This is a genomic window from Dongia sp. (genome assembly GCF_041905885.1).
Taxonomy (GTDB): domain Bacteria; phylum Pseudomonadota; class Alphaproteobacteria; order Dongiales; family Dongiaceae; genus Dongia.
In genome coordinates this window covers 190,891-205,564 of record NZ_JAYRKD010000001.1, presented here as the reverse complement: position 1 = coordinate 205,564, position 14,674 = coordinate 190,891, and the positions used below count along the sequence as shown (strand labels likewise).

The 14,674-nt window shown below is 64.2% G+C and carries 18 protein-coding genes; 10 read left to right on the top strand and 8 right to left on the bottom strand.

Going from position 1 to position 14,674, the window contains the following annotated elements; translation table 11 throughout:
- Window positions 1-2: 2 nt before the first annotated feature.
- Together ACH2CY_RS00955 and ACH2CY_RS00950 are read right to left on the bottom strand one after the other, a co-directional pair.
- Window positions 3-542, bottom strand: a complete 540-nt coding sequence (locus ACH2CY_RS00955) for a peptidylprolyl isomerase (protein ID WP_395014919.1) — start codon at window positions 540-542, stop codon at window positions 3-5.
- 361 nt (window positions 543-903) lie between these two features.
- Window positions 904-1,662 carry a peptidylprolyl isomerase gene (locus tag ACH2CY_RS00950; protein ID WP_395014917.1) on the bottom strand — a complete coding sequence of 253 codons (759 nt, stop codon included), beginning with the start codon at window positions 1,660-1,662 and terminating at the stop codon, window positions 904-906.
- Window positions 1,663-1,962: 300 nt separating this feature from the next.
- Here ACH2CY_RS00950 and ACH2CY_RS00945 point away from each other — a divergent pair, with 300 nt between their 5' ends.
- Both ACH2CY_RS00945 and ACH2CY_RS00940 read left to right on the top strand, forming a co-directional pair.
- Window positions 1,963-2,409 carry a YcgN family cysteine cluster protein gene (locus tag ACH2CY_RS00945; protein WP_395014916.1) on the top strand — a complete coding sequence of 149 codons (447 nt, stop codon included), beginning with the start codon at window positions 1,963-1,965 and terminating at the stop codon, window positions 2,407-2,409.
- Between the two features lie 23 nt (window positions 2,410-2,432).
- On the top strand, window positions 2,433-3,008 hold the full coding sequence (locus ACH2CY_RS00940; protein WP_395014913.1) for a hypothetical protein: 576 nt from the start codon (window positions 2,433-2,435) through the stop codon (window positions 3,006-3,008).
- A gap of 3 nt (window positions 3,009-3,011) precedes the next feature.
- Here the strand turns inward: ACH2CY_RS00940 and ACH2CY_RS00935 are convergent, their stop codons facing one another.
- A complete protein-coding gene (locus ACH2CY_RS00935) occupies window positions 3,012-4,160 on the bottom strand; it encodes a trimethyllysine dioxygenase (RefSeq protein WP_395014910.1) in 1,149 nt (382 codons plus the stop codon).
- Between the two features lie 58 nt (window positions 4,161-4,218).
- Here ACH2CY_RS00935 and betI point away from each other — a divergent pair, with 58 nt between their 5' ends.
- The 4 genes from betI (at window position 4,219) to ACH2CY_RS00915 (ending at window position 6,601) form a co-directional block, all read left to right on the top strand.
- Window positions 4,219-4,893, top strand: coding sequence for a transcriptional regulator BetI (gene betI / locus ACH2CY_RS00930; protein ID WP_395014908.1), 675 nt, complete (start codon window positions 4,219-4,221; stop codon window positions 4,891-4,893).
- Window positions 4,890-5,585, top strand: a complete 696-nt coding sequence (locus ACH2CY_RS00925) for an HAD family hydrolase (RefSeq protein WP_395014907.1) — start codon at window positions 4,890-4,892, stop codon at window positions 5,583-5,585. The genes betI and ACH2CY_RS00925 overlap by 4 nt, the downstream gene beginning before the upstream one ends.
- Window positions 5,578-6,030: a GNAT family N-acetyltransferase gene (locus ACH2CY_RS00920; RefSeq protein ID WP_395014905.1), complete on the top strand. Its 453-nt coding sequence runs from the start codon at window positions 5,578-5,580 to the stop codon at window positions 6,028-6,030. The genes ACH2CY_RS00925 and ACH2CY_RS00920 overlap by 8 nt, the downstream gene beginning before the upstream one ends.
- A 307-nt stretch (window positions 6,031-6,337) precedes the next feature.
- On the top strand, window positions 6,338-6,601 hold the full coding sequence (locus tag ACH2CY_RS00915; RefSeq protein ID WP_395014904.1) for a DUF3892 domain-containing protein: 264 nt from the start codon (window positions 6,338-6,340) through the stop codon (window positions 6,599-6,601).
- Window positions 6,602-6,662: 61 nt separating this feature from the next.
- Here the strand turns inward: ACH2CY_RS00915 and truA are convergent, their stop codons facing one another.
- The 3 genes from truA to def are packed head-to-tail and all read right to left on the bottom strand — an operon-like array spanning window position 6,663 to window position 8,840.
- Window positions 6,663-7,400, bottom strand: coding sequence for a tRNA pseudouridine(38-40) synthase TruA (truA, locus tag ACH2CY_RS00910; protein ID WP_395014902.1), 738 nt, complete (start codon window positions 7,398-7,400; stop codon window positions 6,663-6,665).
- Window positions 7,397-8,311 carry a methionyl-tRNA formyltransferase gene (gene fmt / locus ACH2CY_RS00905; RefSeq protein WP_395014899.1) on the bottom strand — a complete coding sequence of 305 codons (915 nt, stop codon included), beginning with the start codon at window positions 8,309-8,311 and terminating at the stop codon, window positions 7,397-7,399. Before fmt ends, truA begins: the two co-directional genes overlap by 4 nt.
- Window positions 8,312-8,315: 4 nt before the next feature.
- Window positions 8,316-8,840 (bottom strand): peptide deformylase, encoded by a 525-nt coding sequence (gene def / locus ACH2CY_RS00900; protein WP_395014898.1) that lies wholly within the window; start codon window positions 8,838-8,840, stop codon window positions 8,316-8,318.
- Window positions 8,841-8,965: 125 nt separating this feature from the next.
- On the opposite strand from def, the gene ACH2CY_RS00895 reads away from it, so the two are divergent.
- Window positions 8,966-10,033, top strand: coding sequence for a DNA recombination protein RmuC (locus ACH2CY_RS00895; RefSeq protein ID WP_395014896.1), 1,068 nt, complete (start codon window positions 8,966-8,968; stop codon window positions 10,031-10,033).
- 101 nt (window positions 10,034-10,134) lie between these two features.
- Here the strand turns inward: ACH2CY_RS00895 and ACH2CY_RS00890 are convergent, their stop codons facing one another.
- A complete protein-coding gene (locus ACH2CY_RS00890; RefSeq protein ID WP_395014894.1) occupies window positions 10,135-11,085 on the bottom strand; it encodes a hypothetical protein in 951 nt (316 codons plus the stop codon).
- A gap of 249 nt (window positions 11,086-11,334) precedes the next feature.
- On the opposite strand from ACH2CY_RS00890, the gene ACH2CY_RS00885 reads away from it, so the two are divergent.
- The 3 genes from ACH2CY_RS00885 (at window position 11,335) to ACH2CY_RS00875 (ending at window position 13,788) form a co-directional block, all read left to right on the top strand.
- A complete protein-coding gene (locus ACH2CY_RS00885; RefSeq protein WP_395014892.1) occupies window positions 11,335-12,204 on the top strand; it encodes a phytanoyl-CoA dioxygenase family protein in 870 nt (289 codons plus the stop codon).
- 148 nt (window positions 12,205-12,352) lie between these two features.
- The gene (locus ACH2CY_RS00880; protein WP_395014890.1) at window positions 12,353-13,312 is read left to right on the top strand and encodes an SPFH domain-containing protein; all 960 of its coding nucleotides are present in this window, start codon (window positions 12,353-12,355) and stop codon (window positions 13,310-13,312) included.
- A gap of 29 nt (window positions 13,313-13,341) precedes the next feature.
- Window positions 13,342-13,788 carry an NfeD family protein gene (locus ACH2CY_RS00875; protein ID WP_395014888.1) on the top strand — a complete coding sequence of 149 codons (447 nt, stop codon included), beginning with the start codon at window positions 13,342-13,344 and terminating at the stop codon, window positions 13,786-13,788.
- Here the strand turns inward: ACH2CY_RS00875 and ACH2CY_RS00870 are convergent.
- Complete coding sequence (locus ACH2CY_RS00870) at window positions 13,785-14,669, bottom strand: RNA polymerase sigma-70 factor (RefSeq protein WP_395014886.1); 885 nt, start codon at window positions 14,667-14,669, stop codon at window positions 13,785-13,787. The two genes, ACH2CY_RS00875 and ACH2CY_RS00870, sit on opposite strands and share 4 nt — an antisense overlap.
- Between the last annotated feature and the right edge of the window lie 5 nt (window positions 14,670-14,674).

The following is a 14,674-nucleotide window of genomic DNA, read 5'->3' as shown; positions in this document are numbered from 1 at the left end:
GCCTATTCGGCGGCGGCGGCTGCCCTGTAGCGTTCCGCCAGCCGCGCCAGATGCCGCCGCGCCGCCGCGAGCCGCATCGCGCTGCGCAACCCGGCAGAGATCCGGCCATGCACCACGGAGAAGGCGGTGACCTCGCCGGGCACGACGCGATCCAGCATGACCACATGGATGCCCTGCTCCGTCGCGACCGGGGCCGGATAGATCTGCCCGGGCTTGAGACCGAACAAGGCGATGTCGAGCTCGGGCGAAAGCTCGCCGCGCACCACCGGCCCGATCCGGCCCGATCCGGTCCCGTCGCTGATCGAGTCATAGGTCGCGACCAGGTCGCCGAACATCTTCGGGTCGAAGAACAGGATCGCGATCAGCCGCTCCGCCCGCGCCCAGGCTTCGTCACGTGCCGCCGCATCGCCGCGCGCGCCGCGCAACACGATCTGCCGGCCGATATAGCGATCCGGCTCGCGGAATTGCTCCAAATGATCGCGATAGTAGCGCTGGCAGGCATCCTGGCTCGGCGTCGGCACCTTGAACTGGCGCGACAGCATCTGGGCCAGGCGCGGATCTCGTAGAGTCTCAGGAATTGACCCCTGAATCCCCGCCTGTTGGGCTTGAGCTATGACAACTCTAAGACGATCATGCTCGAGTGGACCCATGGCGATGCGGTGCTGGCCGCGCGCCAAGTGAGGCCCGGACTTTCCCCGGAAATTCAGCGATCTACCGTTAAGCGCTAGAGCGGTCATATTTCTCCCCCCAAGCGAGCTCGGCCTATCTCCGAATAAGACTAGGAACTGATGCCTTCAGAAGTCAAGAATGAACCTAAAATTTTATCTTAATGCGACAGGACCCGCGACCAGCCGGCCACACCCCAGGAATGGTGTATAGATTTCTGGGGGTGACAACCCGTGGTTAGCGACCCGCGCGCTCGCTCAGGTTTTCCAGATGCCGCCAAGCGGCGGCGAGCCGCGACCGCGTGGCCAGGCGCCGGGCCACCTCGGTCTCGACCTCGGCGAAGAGACGCAACCGCCCCGCCTGAACCCGCTCCATCAGCAGCACATGAAAGCCCTGTCGGGACGGCACCGGCAGCGGGAAGACCTCGCCGGCCTTCAGGCTGAAGAACGGCGCCGCGACCTCGCTCTGCCAAGCGCCGCAAGCGACCGGACCGATCCGGCCGCCGCGCGCATCGGCGCTGGCGGCGGAGGTTAGCAGCAGGTCGTTGAAGACCCGTCGGTCGTAGTGGAGCATCGCGATGATGCGTTCGGCCCGGCCATAGGCGTCGCTGCGCCAGTCGCGGTCGGTGACATCGCCGCCGATCACGATCTCGCCGCCCTCATAAAGGTCGGTGCCGCGGAACTCCTGCGGGTGCGCTTCATAATAGGCCCGGCAGGCGGCACGGTCGGGCTGGTGATAGGGGAAGCGCTCCGCGACCAGCTCGGCCACCTCGGGATGGCGCAGCAATTCGGTGTCGCTGCCGGCAATCGCGTAGCGCTGTGCAATGGCGCGGATCTCGTCCAGCGACGGCGCCATCGCCCGCGCGATCCGCATCAAGCTATCGGCGGCGGAGAGCTCGACGGCGCTGAGCGGCAGTCCGCTCGGGCGCCGCGGCGCACGGCGCAGGAGCTCCAGATTCTCGATCAGATCGACGGCGCGGCGCTGCGGGCGTCCCACAGCAAACTCGGTTAGCGATCCCCGTTCGGGCGATCGTCGATCACGGGCGAAGGTGCTCATCCCGATTCCAATGCAGTCTTCGATCCGCAGGCGGACGGATCGAGTCCCCGAAACTGTCGAGCCGAGTCATACATTTGCCGCGCGATTCGCCGGTAGTAAAAATTGCGTCAAATTTTCGGTAATTTTTCACCGCTGCCCGCCGCGCGCGATTGACACCTTGGCGCCGAGCGAGTCGCGCGTCGGAAATTCGGGAGGCGCTGCTGTTTGCATCGCCGCGCCGGCAAGACTACGGTGCCGGCCATGGCCGATCCAGCAGACAAACCATTCTGGAAGACGACTCCGCTCGGACAGATGGACCGCAAGCAATGGGAGAGCCTGTGCGACGGCTGCGGGCGCTGCTGCCTGGAGAAGCTGCGCGACGGCGACACCAACGAGCTCTACTTCACCAATGTCGCCTGCAAGCAGCTCGATCTCAGGAATTGCCGCTGCAAGGATTATAAGCACCGCAAGGAAATCGTCCCGGACTGCGTGCAGCTGACCCCGCGAAACATCCGCCGCCTCGACTGGCTGCCGGAGACCTGCGGCTATCGGCTGGTGGCAGAAGGCCGCGACCTGTACTGGTGGCACCCGCTGGTCTCGGGCGATCCCAAGACCGTGCACCAGGCGGGGATCTCGGTCCGCGGCCGGGCGATCTCGGAGCGCGCGGCCGGCGACCTCGAGGACCACATCATCGACTGGATCAAGTAGCCGGAACGCGCCACACTCCCCGCATGATCAGCTTCGCAGAATTTGAGATCGCGCTGCACGGCCTGCTGCGCCTCGCCCGCTTCGACGCCGGCTTCGCCGGCTTCTTTGATCTCTCGGCGCGGGGGGCGCGGCGGTCGTTCCGGCTCGCGCTTCCACTGCTGCCGATCGTGCTCTTCCTGATACACCTCCGGGCGAAGTGGCCCGAGGACACCGATATGGTCCGCGTCGTCCTCGGCGAGCTGATCACCTATGGGCTGGGCTGGGTCTCATTCCCGCTGCTGCTGTTCTATGCCGGCCGGGCCATCGACCGCGAGGCGCGCATCTATGGCGCGATCGCGGTCTACAACTGGCTTTCAATTCTCAGCATCGGCCTGCAAATCCCGATCGTGGTCGCCGGCTATTACGGACTGGACGACAGCGTGGTCTACGACCTGTTCTGGCTGGTCATCCTGTTCGTCACCGCTTGCGAGTTCTTCGCATTCTGGCGGTTGCTGGGTACCGGAATCGGCGTCATCGTCGCGCTGGTCCTCGCGGAGTTCAGCCTCAGTCGAATCCTCGATCTCGTGCTTTATGGCCTCGTCCACGGGCCGATGTTCTGAAGATCAGGCCGCTTCGGCCAAATCTTTCTCCTTGAGGCGCAGCACCCGCAGCCGGCTCTCGACATCCTCCTTGTTGAGGTAGGCACCGGCCAGGCGGCGGTAGCCCTGATAGGCATCGCGCGCATGCAACAGGCGCCAGTTGTCGAACAGAACCAGCGCGCCCGGCTCCAGGCGGCGCCGATATTGCAGCTTGCGGTCGTTGGCGAGACGCGCGAAGGCGCCATAGGCGCGGTAGAAGACCTGGAGCTCGGGGGCGGGCAGGAACAGCGGCGCGCGGTCGAGATGGTTGAAACTGACCTGCACCAGGCGGCCGCTCGAATCCAGGCGGAAGACCGGGCGCTTGGCCATGAGGTGGATGCCCTTCTCATGGTCGATGTACTGGCCGGTGACCTCGACCTCGGTCAGCACGCGGTAGAGGTCCGGCATCTCGCGTTGCATGATCGCCGCGATCTCGAAGCCGTCGACCAGCACGCTGTCGCCGCCGACGCAGTCGAGGCCGAGGCAATGGAACATCTGGTAGCCGGGCGCGTCGAAGCTGTAGGTGCCGTCGGTATGCGGCCCGATCGCCATCGAGGTATAGGCGGTGTCCTTGTGCTCCATGTTGGCGGTGAAATCGTAATAGCCGCCGAAGATGGTCTCGCGGATATAGGCCGCGCGCCGGGCCACCGCCTGGGTCGCCTCGGGCGTCGCCGGCGTGCCTTCGACGAAGGCGAAGCCGTAGCGCTCGATCTGCTCCAGCCAGTCCTTCAGCACGCGGTCGCCGGCCGCATCCGGCGCCATCAGCGCCTCATAGGCGACGTGGGGCGGGGCACCGTTCAAGCGGGCGTCATTCCAAAGGAAGGGTTCCGGCGCGGCGGGCCCGGCGAGGCGCGTGGCGTTGCGCAGCCAGGCGGCATCGAAGGCGCTGACATGGGCGTCGTCGCCGGCCCATTCGATCTCCAGCTCCGGCGCGTTGGCGGCGATGCTGAGGCGGCGGGTGGAGAGCGCATCCTCAAACGCCACCTGATCCGAGAGGCGCTGCCGGGTCTCCGGGTGCAGGCATTTCGGGCAGGGGCAGTGGTCGCGCAGCCAGAGCAGCGGCACCGTCACCTGATGCCCATCGGTCCAGGCGATCACCGCCGACCCCGCTTCCAACCTCACGTCGCGCAACATGGCTGCCTCTTCCGGCTGTGTCCTGGGTGAGATCGTAATTATACGATCGTATAATAGCGTGCAAGCGGTTATTTTACGTCTGTACAATTGCGAGGATGCCGCCATTTCCGCCAAAGCCAGCCCGGGACCGAAGTTCACCCGCGACCTGCCGGAAAGCCGCCGCCAGCAGCTGATCGAGGCGACCGCGCGCTGCCTGGCACGGGACGGCCTTGCCGGCACCTCGGTGCGGCATGTCGCGGCGGAGGCCGGCGTCTCGCCCGGCCTGGTCCGGCATCACTTCGAGGGCATGCAGGACCTCATCGCCGAGACCTATCGCGCGACCGGCAAGCAGATCGCCGCGATCCTGGACCAGGCGCTCGCCGCCGCCGGTCCCTCGGCCGAGGCGCGGCTGCATGCCTTCATCGAGACCAGCTTCAAGCCGCCGCTGCTCGACGCCGATCTCCTCGCGGTCTGGCTCGCCTTCTGGAATCTGACCCGCACCGACCCGCAGATTCACGCGATCCACGCCAAGGTCTATGCCGGCTATCGCCGCCTGCTCGAGGGGATGATCGCGGAACTGAGGCGCGAGCACGGCATTGCCATCGAGGCGCGGCAGGCAGCCCTGGCGCTCACCGCCTTGCTCGACGGGCTTTGGCTGGAGCATTGTCTCGACCCCAAGACCTTCAGCGCATCCGAAGCCGCCGCCATCGCCCATCGCTGGATCGACGGCTTGAAGAAGGGCTTGTTCGAATGATCATCACCACCGTCGCACTCGATGCCGACGACACGCTCTGGCACAACGAGTCGATCTTCCACCTGACGCAGGATCATTATGTCGGCCTGCTGAAGGATTACGGCGAGCCGGACCATATGCGGGCGCGCCTGCTCGAGGTGGAGATCAAGAATCTCAAGCTCTACGGCTACGGCGTCAAAAGCTTCACCCTGTCGATGATCGAGACCGCCATCGACCTGACGCGCGGCGCCGTGCCGGCCAAGACCATCATGGAGATCCTCAATCTCGGCCGGGCGATGCTGGAACATCCGGTCGAGCCGCTGCCCGGTGTCGCCGAGACCCTGGAGGCACTGCAGGGCGGCTACCGGCTGGTCATGGTGACCAAGGGCGACCTCATGAACCAGGAGCAGAAGCTGGCCCGCTCCGGCCTCGGCGACTTCTTCCAGGCGATCGAGATCGTCAGCGAGAAGGATGCCAACACCTATCGCCGCATCGTCGCGCGCCAGGGGATCCAAGCTGCAGCGACGGTGATGATCGGCAATTCGATGAAGTCGGACGTGCTGCCGGCGCTGGAAGCGGGCCTCTGGGGCATCCACATCCCCTATCACATCACCTGGGCGCATGAGCATGCCGAGCCGCCCTCGGACTCGCCGCGCTTCGCCCAGCTGGAGAGCATCCGCGAACTCCCGGGCTGGCTCGCGGCCCGTGGCTGAGACGGAAATTCGCCGCGCGGTCCCGGCCGATGCCGCCGCGATCGCCGCATTGACCCGCGCCGCCTACGAGAAATGGATTCCGGTGATCGGCCGCGCGCCGAAGCCGATGACAGCGGACTATGACCTCGCCGTGCGCGAGCACCTGATCGACCTGCTCTTCGCGGAAGGCGCATTGGTCGCCCTGGTCGAATGCATCCACGAGCCCGATCATCTGCTGATCGAGAATCTCGCCGTCGATCCGGCGCAGCAGGGGCGTGGCTACGGCCGCCGGATGCTCGGCCATGCAGAAGCGCTGGCCCGCGAACTCGGCTTCACAGAGCTCCGCCTCTACACCAACAAGCTGTTCGCGGAGAACGTCGCCTTCTATCGCAAGCAGGGCTATCGCCTCGACGCGGAGTCCGCGTTCAAGGGTGGCTTCATCGTGCATATGAGCCGGCGCGTCTGATATCGCGGCGGTTGCGCCGGCGAATCGCGCGCGCTTGCATCTGCGAGTGAATCGCGCGCGGATTAACCCTCACACACGCACCCACTACCCCTAGTGCTTGAATTTCATCGAGCACGGGCCACATCGATGGACATCGGGAGTTTGGCTGAAAAAGCAAGCGCGGCGTGACGCCGCGGATTGTAAGACCCGCAAGCATGGGGAACCGGCTGCGTGTCGGCGCATGCGCATGTCCGCATGAAGGATCGTCGCTTCAGTCGAGCCGGTTCATGGCACCACGCGTCTTCATCATGGGGAGTGGAGGAGAGAGATGGCGAGTTACGATGTCACCTGTTCGCGCAAGGATGGCCCGGACGAAGACCAGCGTCTGGAGGGTCTGGGCGGCGTGGGCTGGTATCACACGATCGACGAGGTGATCGCGAATATCGGTCGCGGTGACAGCTACTGGGTCAATGCCGGCAAGCGCGTCGCGGTCGTGGTCATCACGCATCCGCGCACGCAACAGCCGTACCTGACGACTTCGCCGGATGGCTTGCGCCAGAACAACCTGACCTTCCTGCGCGAATGCAGGTAGCGCTCATCCGGCTGATCTGATCGGGGACGCCCGCTCTCGAAAGAGGGCGGGCGTTTCTTCTTCAGTAGCTTACCCTTGTCAGATAGAGCCCGTCGGGCGGCGCGGTGGGACCGCCCTTGGTGCGGTCCCTGGCTTCGAGCGCTTCACGCACATCGTCCTTGGACCACTTGCCCTCGCCGACCAGGCGCAAGGTGCCGACGATGTTGCGCACCATGTGGTGCAGGAAGGAGCGCGCCTCGGCGATCACCTGGATCTCCTCGCCGACGCGGTGGATGGAGAGGCGGTCGAGGGTCTTCACCGGCGATTGCGCCTGGCAGAGCGAGGCGCGGAAGGTGGAGAAGTCGTGCTTGCCGAGCAGCACTTGCGCGGCGTCGTGCATGGCGTCGGAATCGAGCGCCGCGTTCACCAGCCAGGCCCGACCGTGATCGACGGTCAGCGGCGCGCGCCGGTTGACGATGCGGTAGAGATAGGCGCGGCCGGTCGCCGAGAAGCGCGCGTGGAAGTCCTGCGGCGCGACTGCCGAAGAGAGGACGGCGATCGGCGCGGGCTTCAGGTGGTAGTTGATCGCGTCCTTGAGCTTCTCCGCCTCGATCGCCTTCTCGACATCGACATGGGCGACCTGGCCCAGTGCATGCACGCCGGCATCGGTGCGGCCGGCGCCCTGCACCAGCACGGTCTCGCCGGTGATGCGGAACACCGCGTCTTCCAGCGACTGCTGGATCGAGGGGCCGTTGTCCTGGCGCTGCCAGCCGACGAAGCCGCCGCCGTCATATTCGATGGTGAGCTTGAAGCGGGTCACGTGAACCGCTCGCCGGGTTTCAGCGCAAGGCCGCGCAGCAGCTCGCCGGTTTCCATCGCGCGCTTGCCCTGCCGCTGGACCAGCAGCGGCTGCAGCGCGCCCTCGCCGCAGGCGATGGTGAGCTGCGCGTCAAGGAGCGTGCCCGGCGCGCCCTTCCTGTCGGCGACCAGGGCCGAAAGGATCTTCAACCGCTCGCCGTTCGGCAAAGTGGTCCAGGCGCCCGGGACCGGATTGAAGGCGCGCACGGCGCGCGCGAGATCCGCCGCGGGACGATTCCAGTCGAGCCGCGCTTCTTCCGGCGAGATCTTCGCCGCATAGGTGACGCCGTCGGCGGGTTGCGGCATCGGCTTGTAACTTCCAGCGAGTGCCTCGACGATCGCCGTGCCGCCGAGTGCCGCGAGGCGGTCGTGCAATGCGCCGGCCGTCTCGGTGTCGCGGATCGCGATCCGCTTTTCCAGCAGCACCGCGCCGGTGTCGAGCCCGGCATCCATCTGCATGATCGAGATGCCGGTCTCCTTGTCGCCGGCGAGGATCGCACGCTGGATCGGCGCGGCCCCGCGCCAGCGCGGCAGCAGCGAGGCATGGATGTTGAGGCAGCCGCGCCGCGGGGTATCGAGAATTGCCTGCGGCAGGATCAGGCCATAAGCGGCGACCACGGCGAGATCGGCCTTGAAGCCGGCGAACTCGGCCTGCGCTTCCGTCGTCTTCAGGCTGACGGGGGTGCGCACCGGAAATCCCCGTGCTTCCGCCAGCATCTGCACCGGCGATTTGCGCAGCTCCTGCCCGCGCCCGGCGGGCCGCGGCGGCTGGGAATAGACGGCGACGATCGCGTGGCCGGCATCGACCAGCGCCTTCAGGGCGACCGCCGCGAAGTCGGGCGTGCCCATGAAGATCACTTTGAGCGCAGTCATCAGCTCAGGCCGAGACGGGCTGTTGGCTCTTCTTCGCCTTCAACAGCTTGCGCAGGATCATGTTGCGCTTCAGCGCCGTCAGATGATCGACGAACAGGATCCCCTCGAGATGGTCCATCTCGTGCTGGATGCAGGTGGCGAGCAGGCCGTCGGCCTCGAGCTCGCGAATCTCGTTCTCATGGTCGAGATAGCGCACCTTGATCGCCGCCGGTCGCGTCACGTCGGCGTAATGCTCGGGCAGGCTCAGGCAGCCTTCGTTGTAGACGGCGTCTTCGTCCGAGACCGCGATCAGTTCCGGGTTGGCCATGCGCAAGGGCTCCGGCTTCTCATCCTCGCGCGCGATGTCGATGACGATTACGCGCTTCAGCACGCCGACCTGCGGTGCCGCGAGCCCGATGCCCGGCGCCTTGTACATCGTCTCCAGCATGTCATCCATCAGCCGGCGAATCTCGGCATCGACCTTGTCGACGGGTTTCGCGACCTGCTTCAGGCGCGGATCGGGCGCGACGATGATGGGCAGAACGGCCATTGCTTTCGTTCTCGTTTCGTACTTTACTCAACCGTACTCGTTTCGTACCTTTACCTATGGATTTCCCGGGCTATCGTCAAGCAACCGGCCGCGCCGAGTCGCGAATCTCTATCGGGAAGTGAGCCATGCCTGAAATGCCCCTCGTCCTCTCCGCTCTCGCCCTGCTGGGCGTTGTCGCCATCCTCATCCTGCTGCTCCGCCCGAAGCCGGCCGCGCCGGTGGCGCTGCCCGATCCGCGGATCGACGCGCTCTCCGGCCAGTTACAGCAGCTGGCCGCGCACCAGGCCGGCAGCCAGGAGGCGATGGACCGCCGCCTGACCGAGTTCGGCAACCGCGTCGCCGACCGGCTGCAGCAATCCTCACATGAAGCCGGCAAGTCGCTCTCGGAGCTGAAAGAGCGGCTGGCGGTGATCGACGAGGCGCAGAAGAAGCTCGATGGGCTGGCCGGCCAGATGGTCGGCCTCCAGGACATCCTCTCCAACAAGCAGTCGCGCGGCGCCTTCGGCGAGATCCAGCTCGCCGACCTGGTGCGCGACGTGCTGCCCGCCGCCAACTACGAGTTCCAGGCCACGCTCCCTTCGGGCAAACGCGTGGATTGCCTGCTGCGGCTGCCGAACCCGCCGGGCTCGATCGGGATCGATGCGAAGTTCCCGCTGGAAGCCTATCGGTCCTTGCGCGAGGCCAAGGACGATATCGCCACCAAGCTTGCCCAGCGCGAGTTCACCACCGCGATCCGCACCCATGTGAAGGCGATCGCCGAGAAATACATCCTGCCCGGCACCACCGCGGATTCGGCGCTGATGTTCCTGCCCTCGGAAGCGGTCTATGCGGAGCTGCACAGCAACTTCCCGAACCTGGTCGAGGAAGCCGGCCGCGCCAAGGTCTGGATCGTCTCGCCGACCACCATGATGGCGACCTTGACCACGATCCGCGCGGTGCTGCGCGACGTCAACATGCGCGAGCAGGCGCATGTCATCCAGACCAAGGTCCGGGAGTTGCTCCAGGACATCAACCGGCTGGATGACCGGGTCGAGAAGCTGCAGAACCATTTCAACCAGGCGAACGAGGACGTGCGGCAGATCCGCATTTCCACCGACAAGGTCACCAAACGCGCGGAACAGATCGAATCCGTCGAGCTCGAGGACCAGGGCAAGGTGACCCCGCTGCCCTTGCCGGAACGGATGCCGGGATAACTTGTCCTTTCATCATCGTCATGAATCGCGAAGACGTACCCCACGAGTTTGGTTCGACCGGATCGAAGTTGGATTTTCAATGTCTGAGGTCGAACTAATCCTTAGAGAGCCTTCGTACTTTCTCCAGAATTAGTTTCGTTTTCGAGCGCCTTGGCGGTAACGATGTATGAGATCGGGTTATCTTTAAGCATCTCGCGGAGGGTAAATTTTCGCCCTCTGAGCTGAATCAAACTCTTTCCGATTTCGAGAGAAACGCCACCCGCCGCTGATAAAATTGCAGGAAGGGGAGCGCCCATTAGGCTCGCCAGAAACGAGCCAGTAACCGCGCCCGCGAGAATCTTTGAAGTGAAAATTGTATTAAGCGTGCCCTGAACAGTTTCGAAGTCCCAGCGCTTGATCGTGCTTTCGTAGTCCTCCACCCGTCGCAAAATGTCGTCTTCAACATAAGACGCCGGTTTCCCAACATAGTTCTCGTAGAGGAATCCTCGAAACCGCCGGAATTTCGACGTTCCATCTCTGTCTTTGCGGAACTCTATCAATTTATCCCAATCAAGCTTACGGGCATCAACGAGCTTACATGCAGATAGGGTAAGCACAGGGTCCGTCGCTATGTTCGATTCAGATTCATCGGCCGTTGCCATCCCGTCATTGAAGTAAACTGGCGCAGCAGTAAGTGAGTACTTCGCCAGAAATTGCCCGACGACCTTTGGTGCCCTTTCTTCAGCCGAACCTTTGGTTTCGCCAAAATGGGCGTAGAGTATCGACTGCATTACTTCGCTCATCTGCGAAAAGCGCGGAAACCAGAACAGAAAGTAGTATTTACTAGCTTCATCCAGATCTTCCATGAACGCAGGAGTTCTGAACCGTTCTGGAAAGAACTCCTCTACGGGAAGACGCTTAAGTGTTGCTAAATCCAACTCCGCGAGATTTGCTTCTTGGCCCAGAGCATAACCCGTCATTTCGAACATCATGTTGAGCGGAACTACTCGTTCATAAAAGAGTAGAGCTGATTTACTTCGCCATGCCGTTACCACTTCGGTTGGGTGCGTCATGAACTACCTTCACAATCGAATGCTCAAGCAATTGCCGCGATTCACCAGTCGTTAAGCTAGCGCCAACGCCGAGCCTCTGCGGAACAAGCATAACCAAAAGTTGAGACGAATCCAGTCCAGGAGATTGCAAATCGAAACTTTGACTGAGCAGGCTTTGATCCAGCCCTCAAGCTGACGGGCTAGTGGGTTCCAGCTGGGCGGCCATGACGAGACTTTCAAAATGACGACGATACGCTCTATCATCAACGCATGTCCGCGCTGACCACAGCACAGAAAGACTTCTTCCGGGAGAACGGCTATCTGATGGCGCCCGGCGCCGTCACCCCGGCCGAGCTCGCCGCCTTGCACCGCGACTTCAATGCCTGGGTCGAGGAGAGCCGGGCCAAGACCCAGAACTACGGCGAGATGGTCGACGGCCGGCCGCGCTTCGATCTCGAGCCCGGCCATAGCGCCGCCCAACCTGCCTTGCGGCGGGTGAACTCGCCGGTCGAGGTGTCGCAAGCCTTTCATGACGTGATGGCGTCCAGCCGGATGACCGATTACGTCGCCGATCTGATCGGGCCCAACGTCAAGTTCCACCACAGCAAGATCAATTCGAAGCTGCCGGGTGCGGCGACCAAGGTGAAGTGGCACCAGGACTTCCCCTTCACGCCGCACAGCAATGACGACCTGGTCACCGCCCTGCTGCTCCTGGACGACATGACCGAGGAGAATGGCGCCCTGGAAGTGCTGGCCGGCTCGCATTGCGGCGAGTTGCACACGCTCTGGCACAACGGCGCCTTCACCGGCGCGATCGAGGAGAAGACCGCCGACGAGATGCAGAGTCGCGCGGCGCTCTGCCTGGGTCAGGCAGGGAGTGTGTGTCTCATGCACACGCGGCTGGCCCATGGCTCCAAGCCCAATCTCTCGCCGATGCCGCGGACGCTGTTCATCTGCGTCTACTCGGCGGAAGATGCGGTGCCGCTGGTGCCGAACCCGGTGCCGAGCAAGCTCGAAGGCGTGGTCGTTCGCGGCGAGCGCACCGGGCGCGTCCGCTCCAAGGATTTCACCTTGAAGCTGCCGCAGAAGCCGGCCCAGGCCTCGTTCTTCTCTCAGCAGGCCGCGAGCTACGACGGTTAACGATTTCGCGCGGTAACCATCACGCGCCAAATCACCGAACGCATACAACCCTTTGTCCGGTTTCGCTTGAACCCCGGTCGCGGTCGATTACATTACGTTGCGATATCGGGTCGCGACCCGCGACCGGGTTTCAACTGTGGGGAAGCACATGATTTCGATCGTCGGGGTCTTCGCCATCGTCATCGTGGTGATGGCGATCTTGCTCGTCTTCATGGGGGTCAAATCCGTGCCGCAGGGGCGCGAATGGACGGTCGAGCGGTTCGGCCGCTACACCCAGACACTGCGCCCCGGCCTCAATCTGTTGATCCCCTTCATCGACCGGGTCGGCGCCAAGGTCAATATGATGGAGCAGGTGCTCGACGTCCCGACCCAGGAGGTCATCACCAAGGACAACGCCATGGTGAGCGTGGACGGCGTCGTGTTCTATCAGGTGCTGGACGCGGCGAAGTCGGCCTATGAGGTCAACAACCTCGAGATCGCGATCCTCAACCTCACCATGACCAACATCCGTACGGTGATGGGGTCGATGGATCTCGACGAGCTGCTCTCCCAGCGCGACAAGATCAACCACCAGCTCCTCAAGGTGGTCGATGAAGCCACCTCGCCCTGGGGCATCAAGGTGACCCGCATCGAGATCAAGGACATCGCCCCGCCGAAGGAGCTGGTGGACAGCATGGCGCGGCAGATGAAGGCCGAGCGCGAGAAGCGCGCCAACATCCTGGAAGCCGAGGGTTTCCGCCAGGCCGCAATCCTGAAGGCCGAAGGCGAGAAGCAGTCGGCGATCCTGCAGGCCGAAGGCCAGCGCGAGGCCGCGTTCCGCGCCGCCGAGGCCCGCGAACGCGAGGCCGAAGCGGAAGCCAAGGCGACCTCCTTCGTCTCCGATGCTATCGCCCGGGGCAACGTGCAGGCGATCAACTACTTCCTCGGCGTCAAGTATGTCGAGGCGTTGCAGGCGCTCTCGACCGCGCCGAACCAGAAGGTGATTCTGATGCCGCTGGAAGCCGCCAACGTGATCGGCGCCATCGGCGGCATCGCCGAGCTCGCCAAGTCGGCGATGGACCAGCAGCAGACGCGGACCAGCAGCGTGCTCAGCCGGCCGCAGAGTTAAGTAGGGTGCGTTTGGAGTAGGTGGAGACCATGTCCGGCTTCGATCATCTGCAATTCTGGCACTGGTTCATCCTGGCGGTGATCTTCGCCGGCGTCGAGATGCTGACCCCCGGCTTCTTCTTCATCTGGCTGGGTGGCGCGGCGCTGATCGTCGGCCTGGTGGCGCTGGTCTTCTCCGCCATGAGCTGGGAGGTGCAGCTGATCCTGTTCGCAGCCTTGTCCGGACTCTCGGTGCTCGGCTGGTACAAGTTCGGCCGCAAGATCATCGTCGCGACCGATGACGTGAACCTGAACCGCCGCGGCGACTCCCTGATCGGCCGGACCGGTCAGCTGACCGAGCCGATCGTGAACGGCCGCGGCCGGGTGAAGATCGACGATTCGGTCTGGAGCGCCGAAGGCGACGACGCCCCGGACGGCGCCAAGGTGCTGATCACCGGCGTCCGCGGCGCGGTGCTGACCGTGGAGCGACGGCTCTAGGCCTGACCGCGCATCAGATGCTGCAGCTTGTCCGGGTTGCGGACGATGTGGACTTCGGCGATGCGATCGCCGTCGAACTCGAAGTGGCTGGCCTGCAGCACCTTGTCGCCGAGATAGACTACATAGCCGACCGAACCGTTGACGATCCGCGGCACGATTTCGGCGCCCTCCGGCTGCTTGTCGCGCACGCCGATGAAGAAGCGGGCGATCTTCTCGGCGCCGAAGATCGGGTTGATGGTCGCCGTCGCCTTGCCGCCGCCGTCGGAATAGAGCGTCGCATCGGCGCTGAACAGCGCGGCCAGGCCGGCGACGTCGCCGCTGGCGACCGCGTGCCTGAAACCCGCCATCACCTTCTCCTGCTCGGCGCGTGACGGGACGAAGCGCGGCTTGCCGGCCTTGACCCGTTCCTTGGCGCGGTGCACCAGCTGGCGGCAGGCGGCCTCGGTCTTGCCCAGGATGCGGGCGATGTCCGGATAGTCGGTATCGAAGACTTCGTGCAGCAGGAAGGCGGCGCGCTCATCGGGCGAGAGCCGCTCCAGCATCATCAGCATGGCCATGGACAGGCTCTCCGCCAGCTCCAGCCGGTCCACGGGTTCGATGGCGGGCTCCTCCACCAGCGGTTCCGGCAGCCACATGCCGACATAGGATTCGCGCTGCGCCTTGGCGGCACGCAGGCGGTCGATGCAATGCCGGGTCAAGGTCGTGATCAGCCAGGCCTTGGGCTCGCGGATCTCGGAAACCTGCTGCGCCTGGTCCTGGCGGTGCCAGCGGAGGAACGTCTCCTGCACCGCATCCTCCGCCTCGGCCATGGAGCCGAGCATGCGGTAGGCGATCGCCTGGAGCTGGCGGCGGTGGGCATAGATATCAACAGGTTCGGCCATGGTAG

Excerpts from the sequence above, each read along its gene's own strand:
- ACH2CY_RS00955 (WP_395014919.1), bottom strand. The coding sequence starts at position 542 with ATGCTGTCGCGCCAGTTCAAGGTGCCGACGCCGAGCCAGGATGCCTGC.
- ACH2CY_RS00945 (WP_395014916.1), top strand. The coding sequence starts at position 1,963 with ATGGCCGATCCAGCAGACAAACCATTCTGGAAGACGACTCCGCTCGGA.
- ACH2CY_RS00940 (WP_395014913.1), top strand. The coding sequence starts at position 2,433 with ATGATCAGCTTCGCAGAATTTGAGATCGCGCTGCACGGCCTGCTGCGC.
- ACH2CY_RS00935 (WP_395014910.1), bottom strand. The coding sequence starts at position 4,160 with ATGTTGCGCGACGTGAGGTTGGAAGCGGGGTCGGCGGTGATCGCCTGG.
- ACH2CY_RS00925 (WP_395014907.1), top strand. The coding sequence starts at position 4,890 with ATGATCATCACCACCGTCGCACTCGATGCCGACGACACGCTCTGGCAC.
- ACH2CY_RS00915 (WP_395014904.1), top strand. The coding sequence starts at position 6,338 with ATGGCGAGTTACGATGTCACCTGTTCGCGCAAGGATGGCCCGGACGAA.
- fmt (WP_395014899.1), bottom strand. The coding sequence starts at position 8,311 with ATGACTGCGCTCAAAGTGATCTTCATGGGCACGCCCGACTTCGCGGCG.
- def (WP_395014898.1), bottom strand. The coding sequence starts at position 8,840 with ATGGCCGTTCTGCCCATCATCGTCGCGCCCGATCCGCGCCTGAAGCAG.
- ACH2CY_RS00895 (WP_395014896.1), top strand. The coding sequence starts at position 8,966 with ATGCCTGAAATGCCCCTCGTCCTCTCCGCTCTCGCCCTGCTGGGCGTT.
- ACH2CY_RS00890 (WP_395014894.1), bottom strand. The coding sequence starts at position 11,085 with ATGACGCACCCAACCGAAGTGGTAACGGCATGGCGAAGTAAATCAGCT.
- ACH2CY_RS00885 (WP_395014892.1), top strand. The coding sequence starts at position 11,335 with ATGTCCGCGCTGACCACAGCACAGAAAGACTTCTTCCGGGAGAACGGC.
- ACH2CY_RS00880 (WP_395014890.1), top strand. The coding sequence starts at position 12,353 with ATGATTTCGATCGTCGGGGTCTTCGCCATCGTCATCGTGGTGATGGCG.
- ACH2CY_RS00875 (WP_395014888.1), top strand. The coding sequence starts at position 13,342 with ATGTCCGGCTTCGATCATCTGCAATTCTGGCACTGGTTCATCCTGGCG.
- ACH2CY_RS00870 (WP_395014886.1), bottom strand. The coding sequence starts at position 14,669 with ATGGCCGAACCTGTTGATATCTATGCCCACCGCCGCCAGCTCCAGGCG.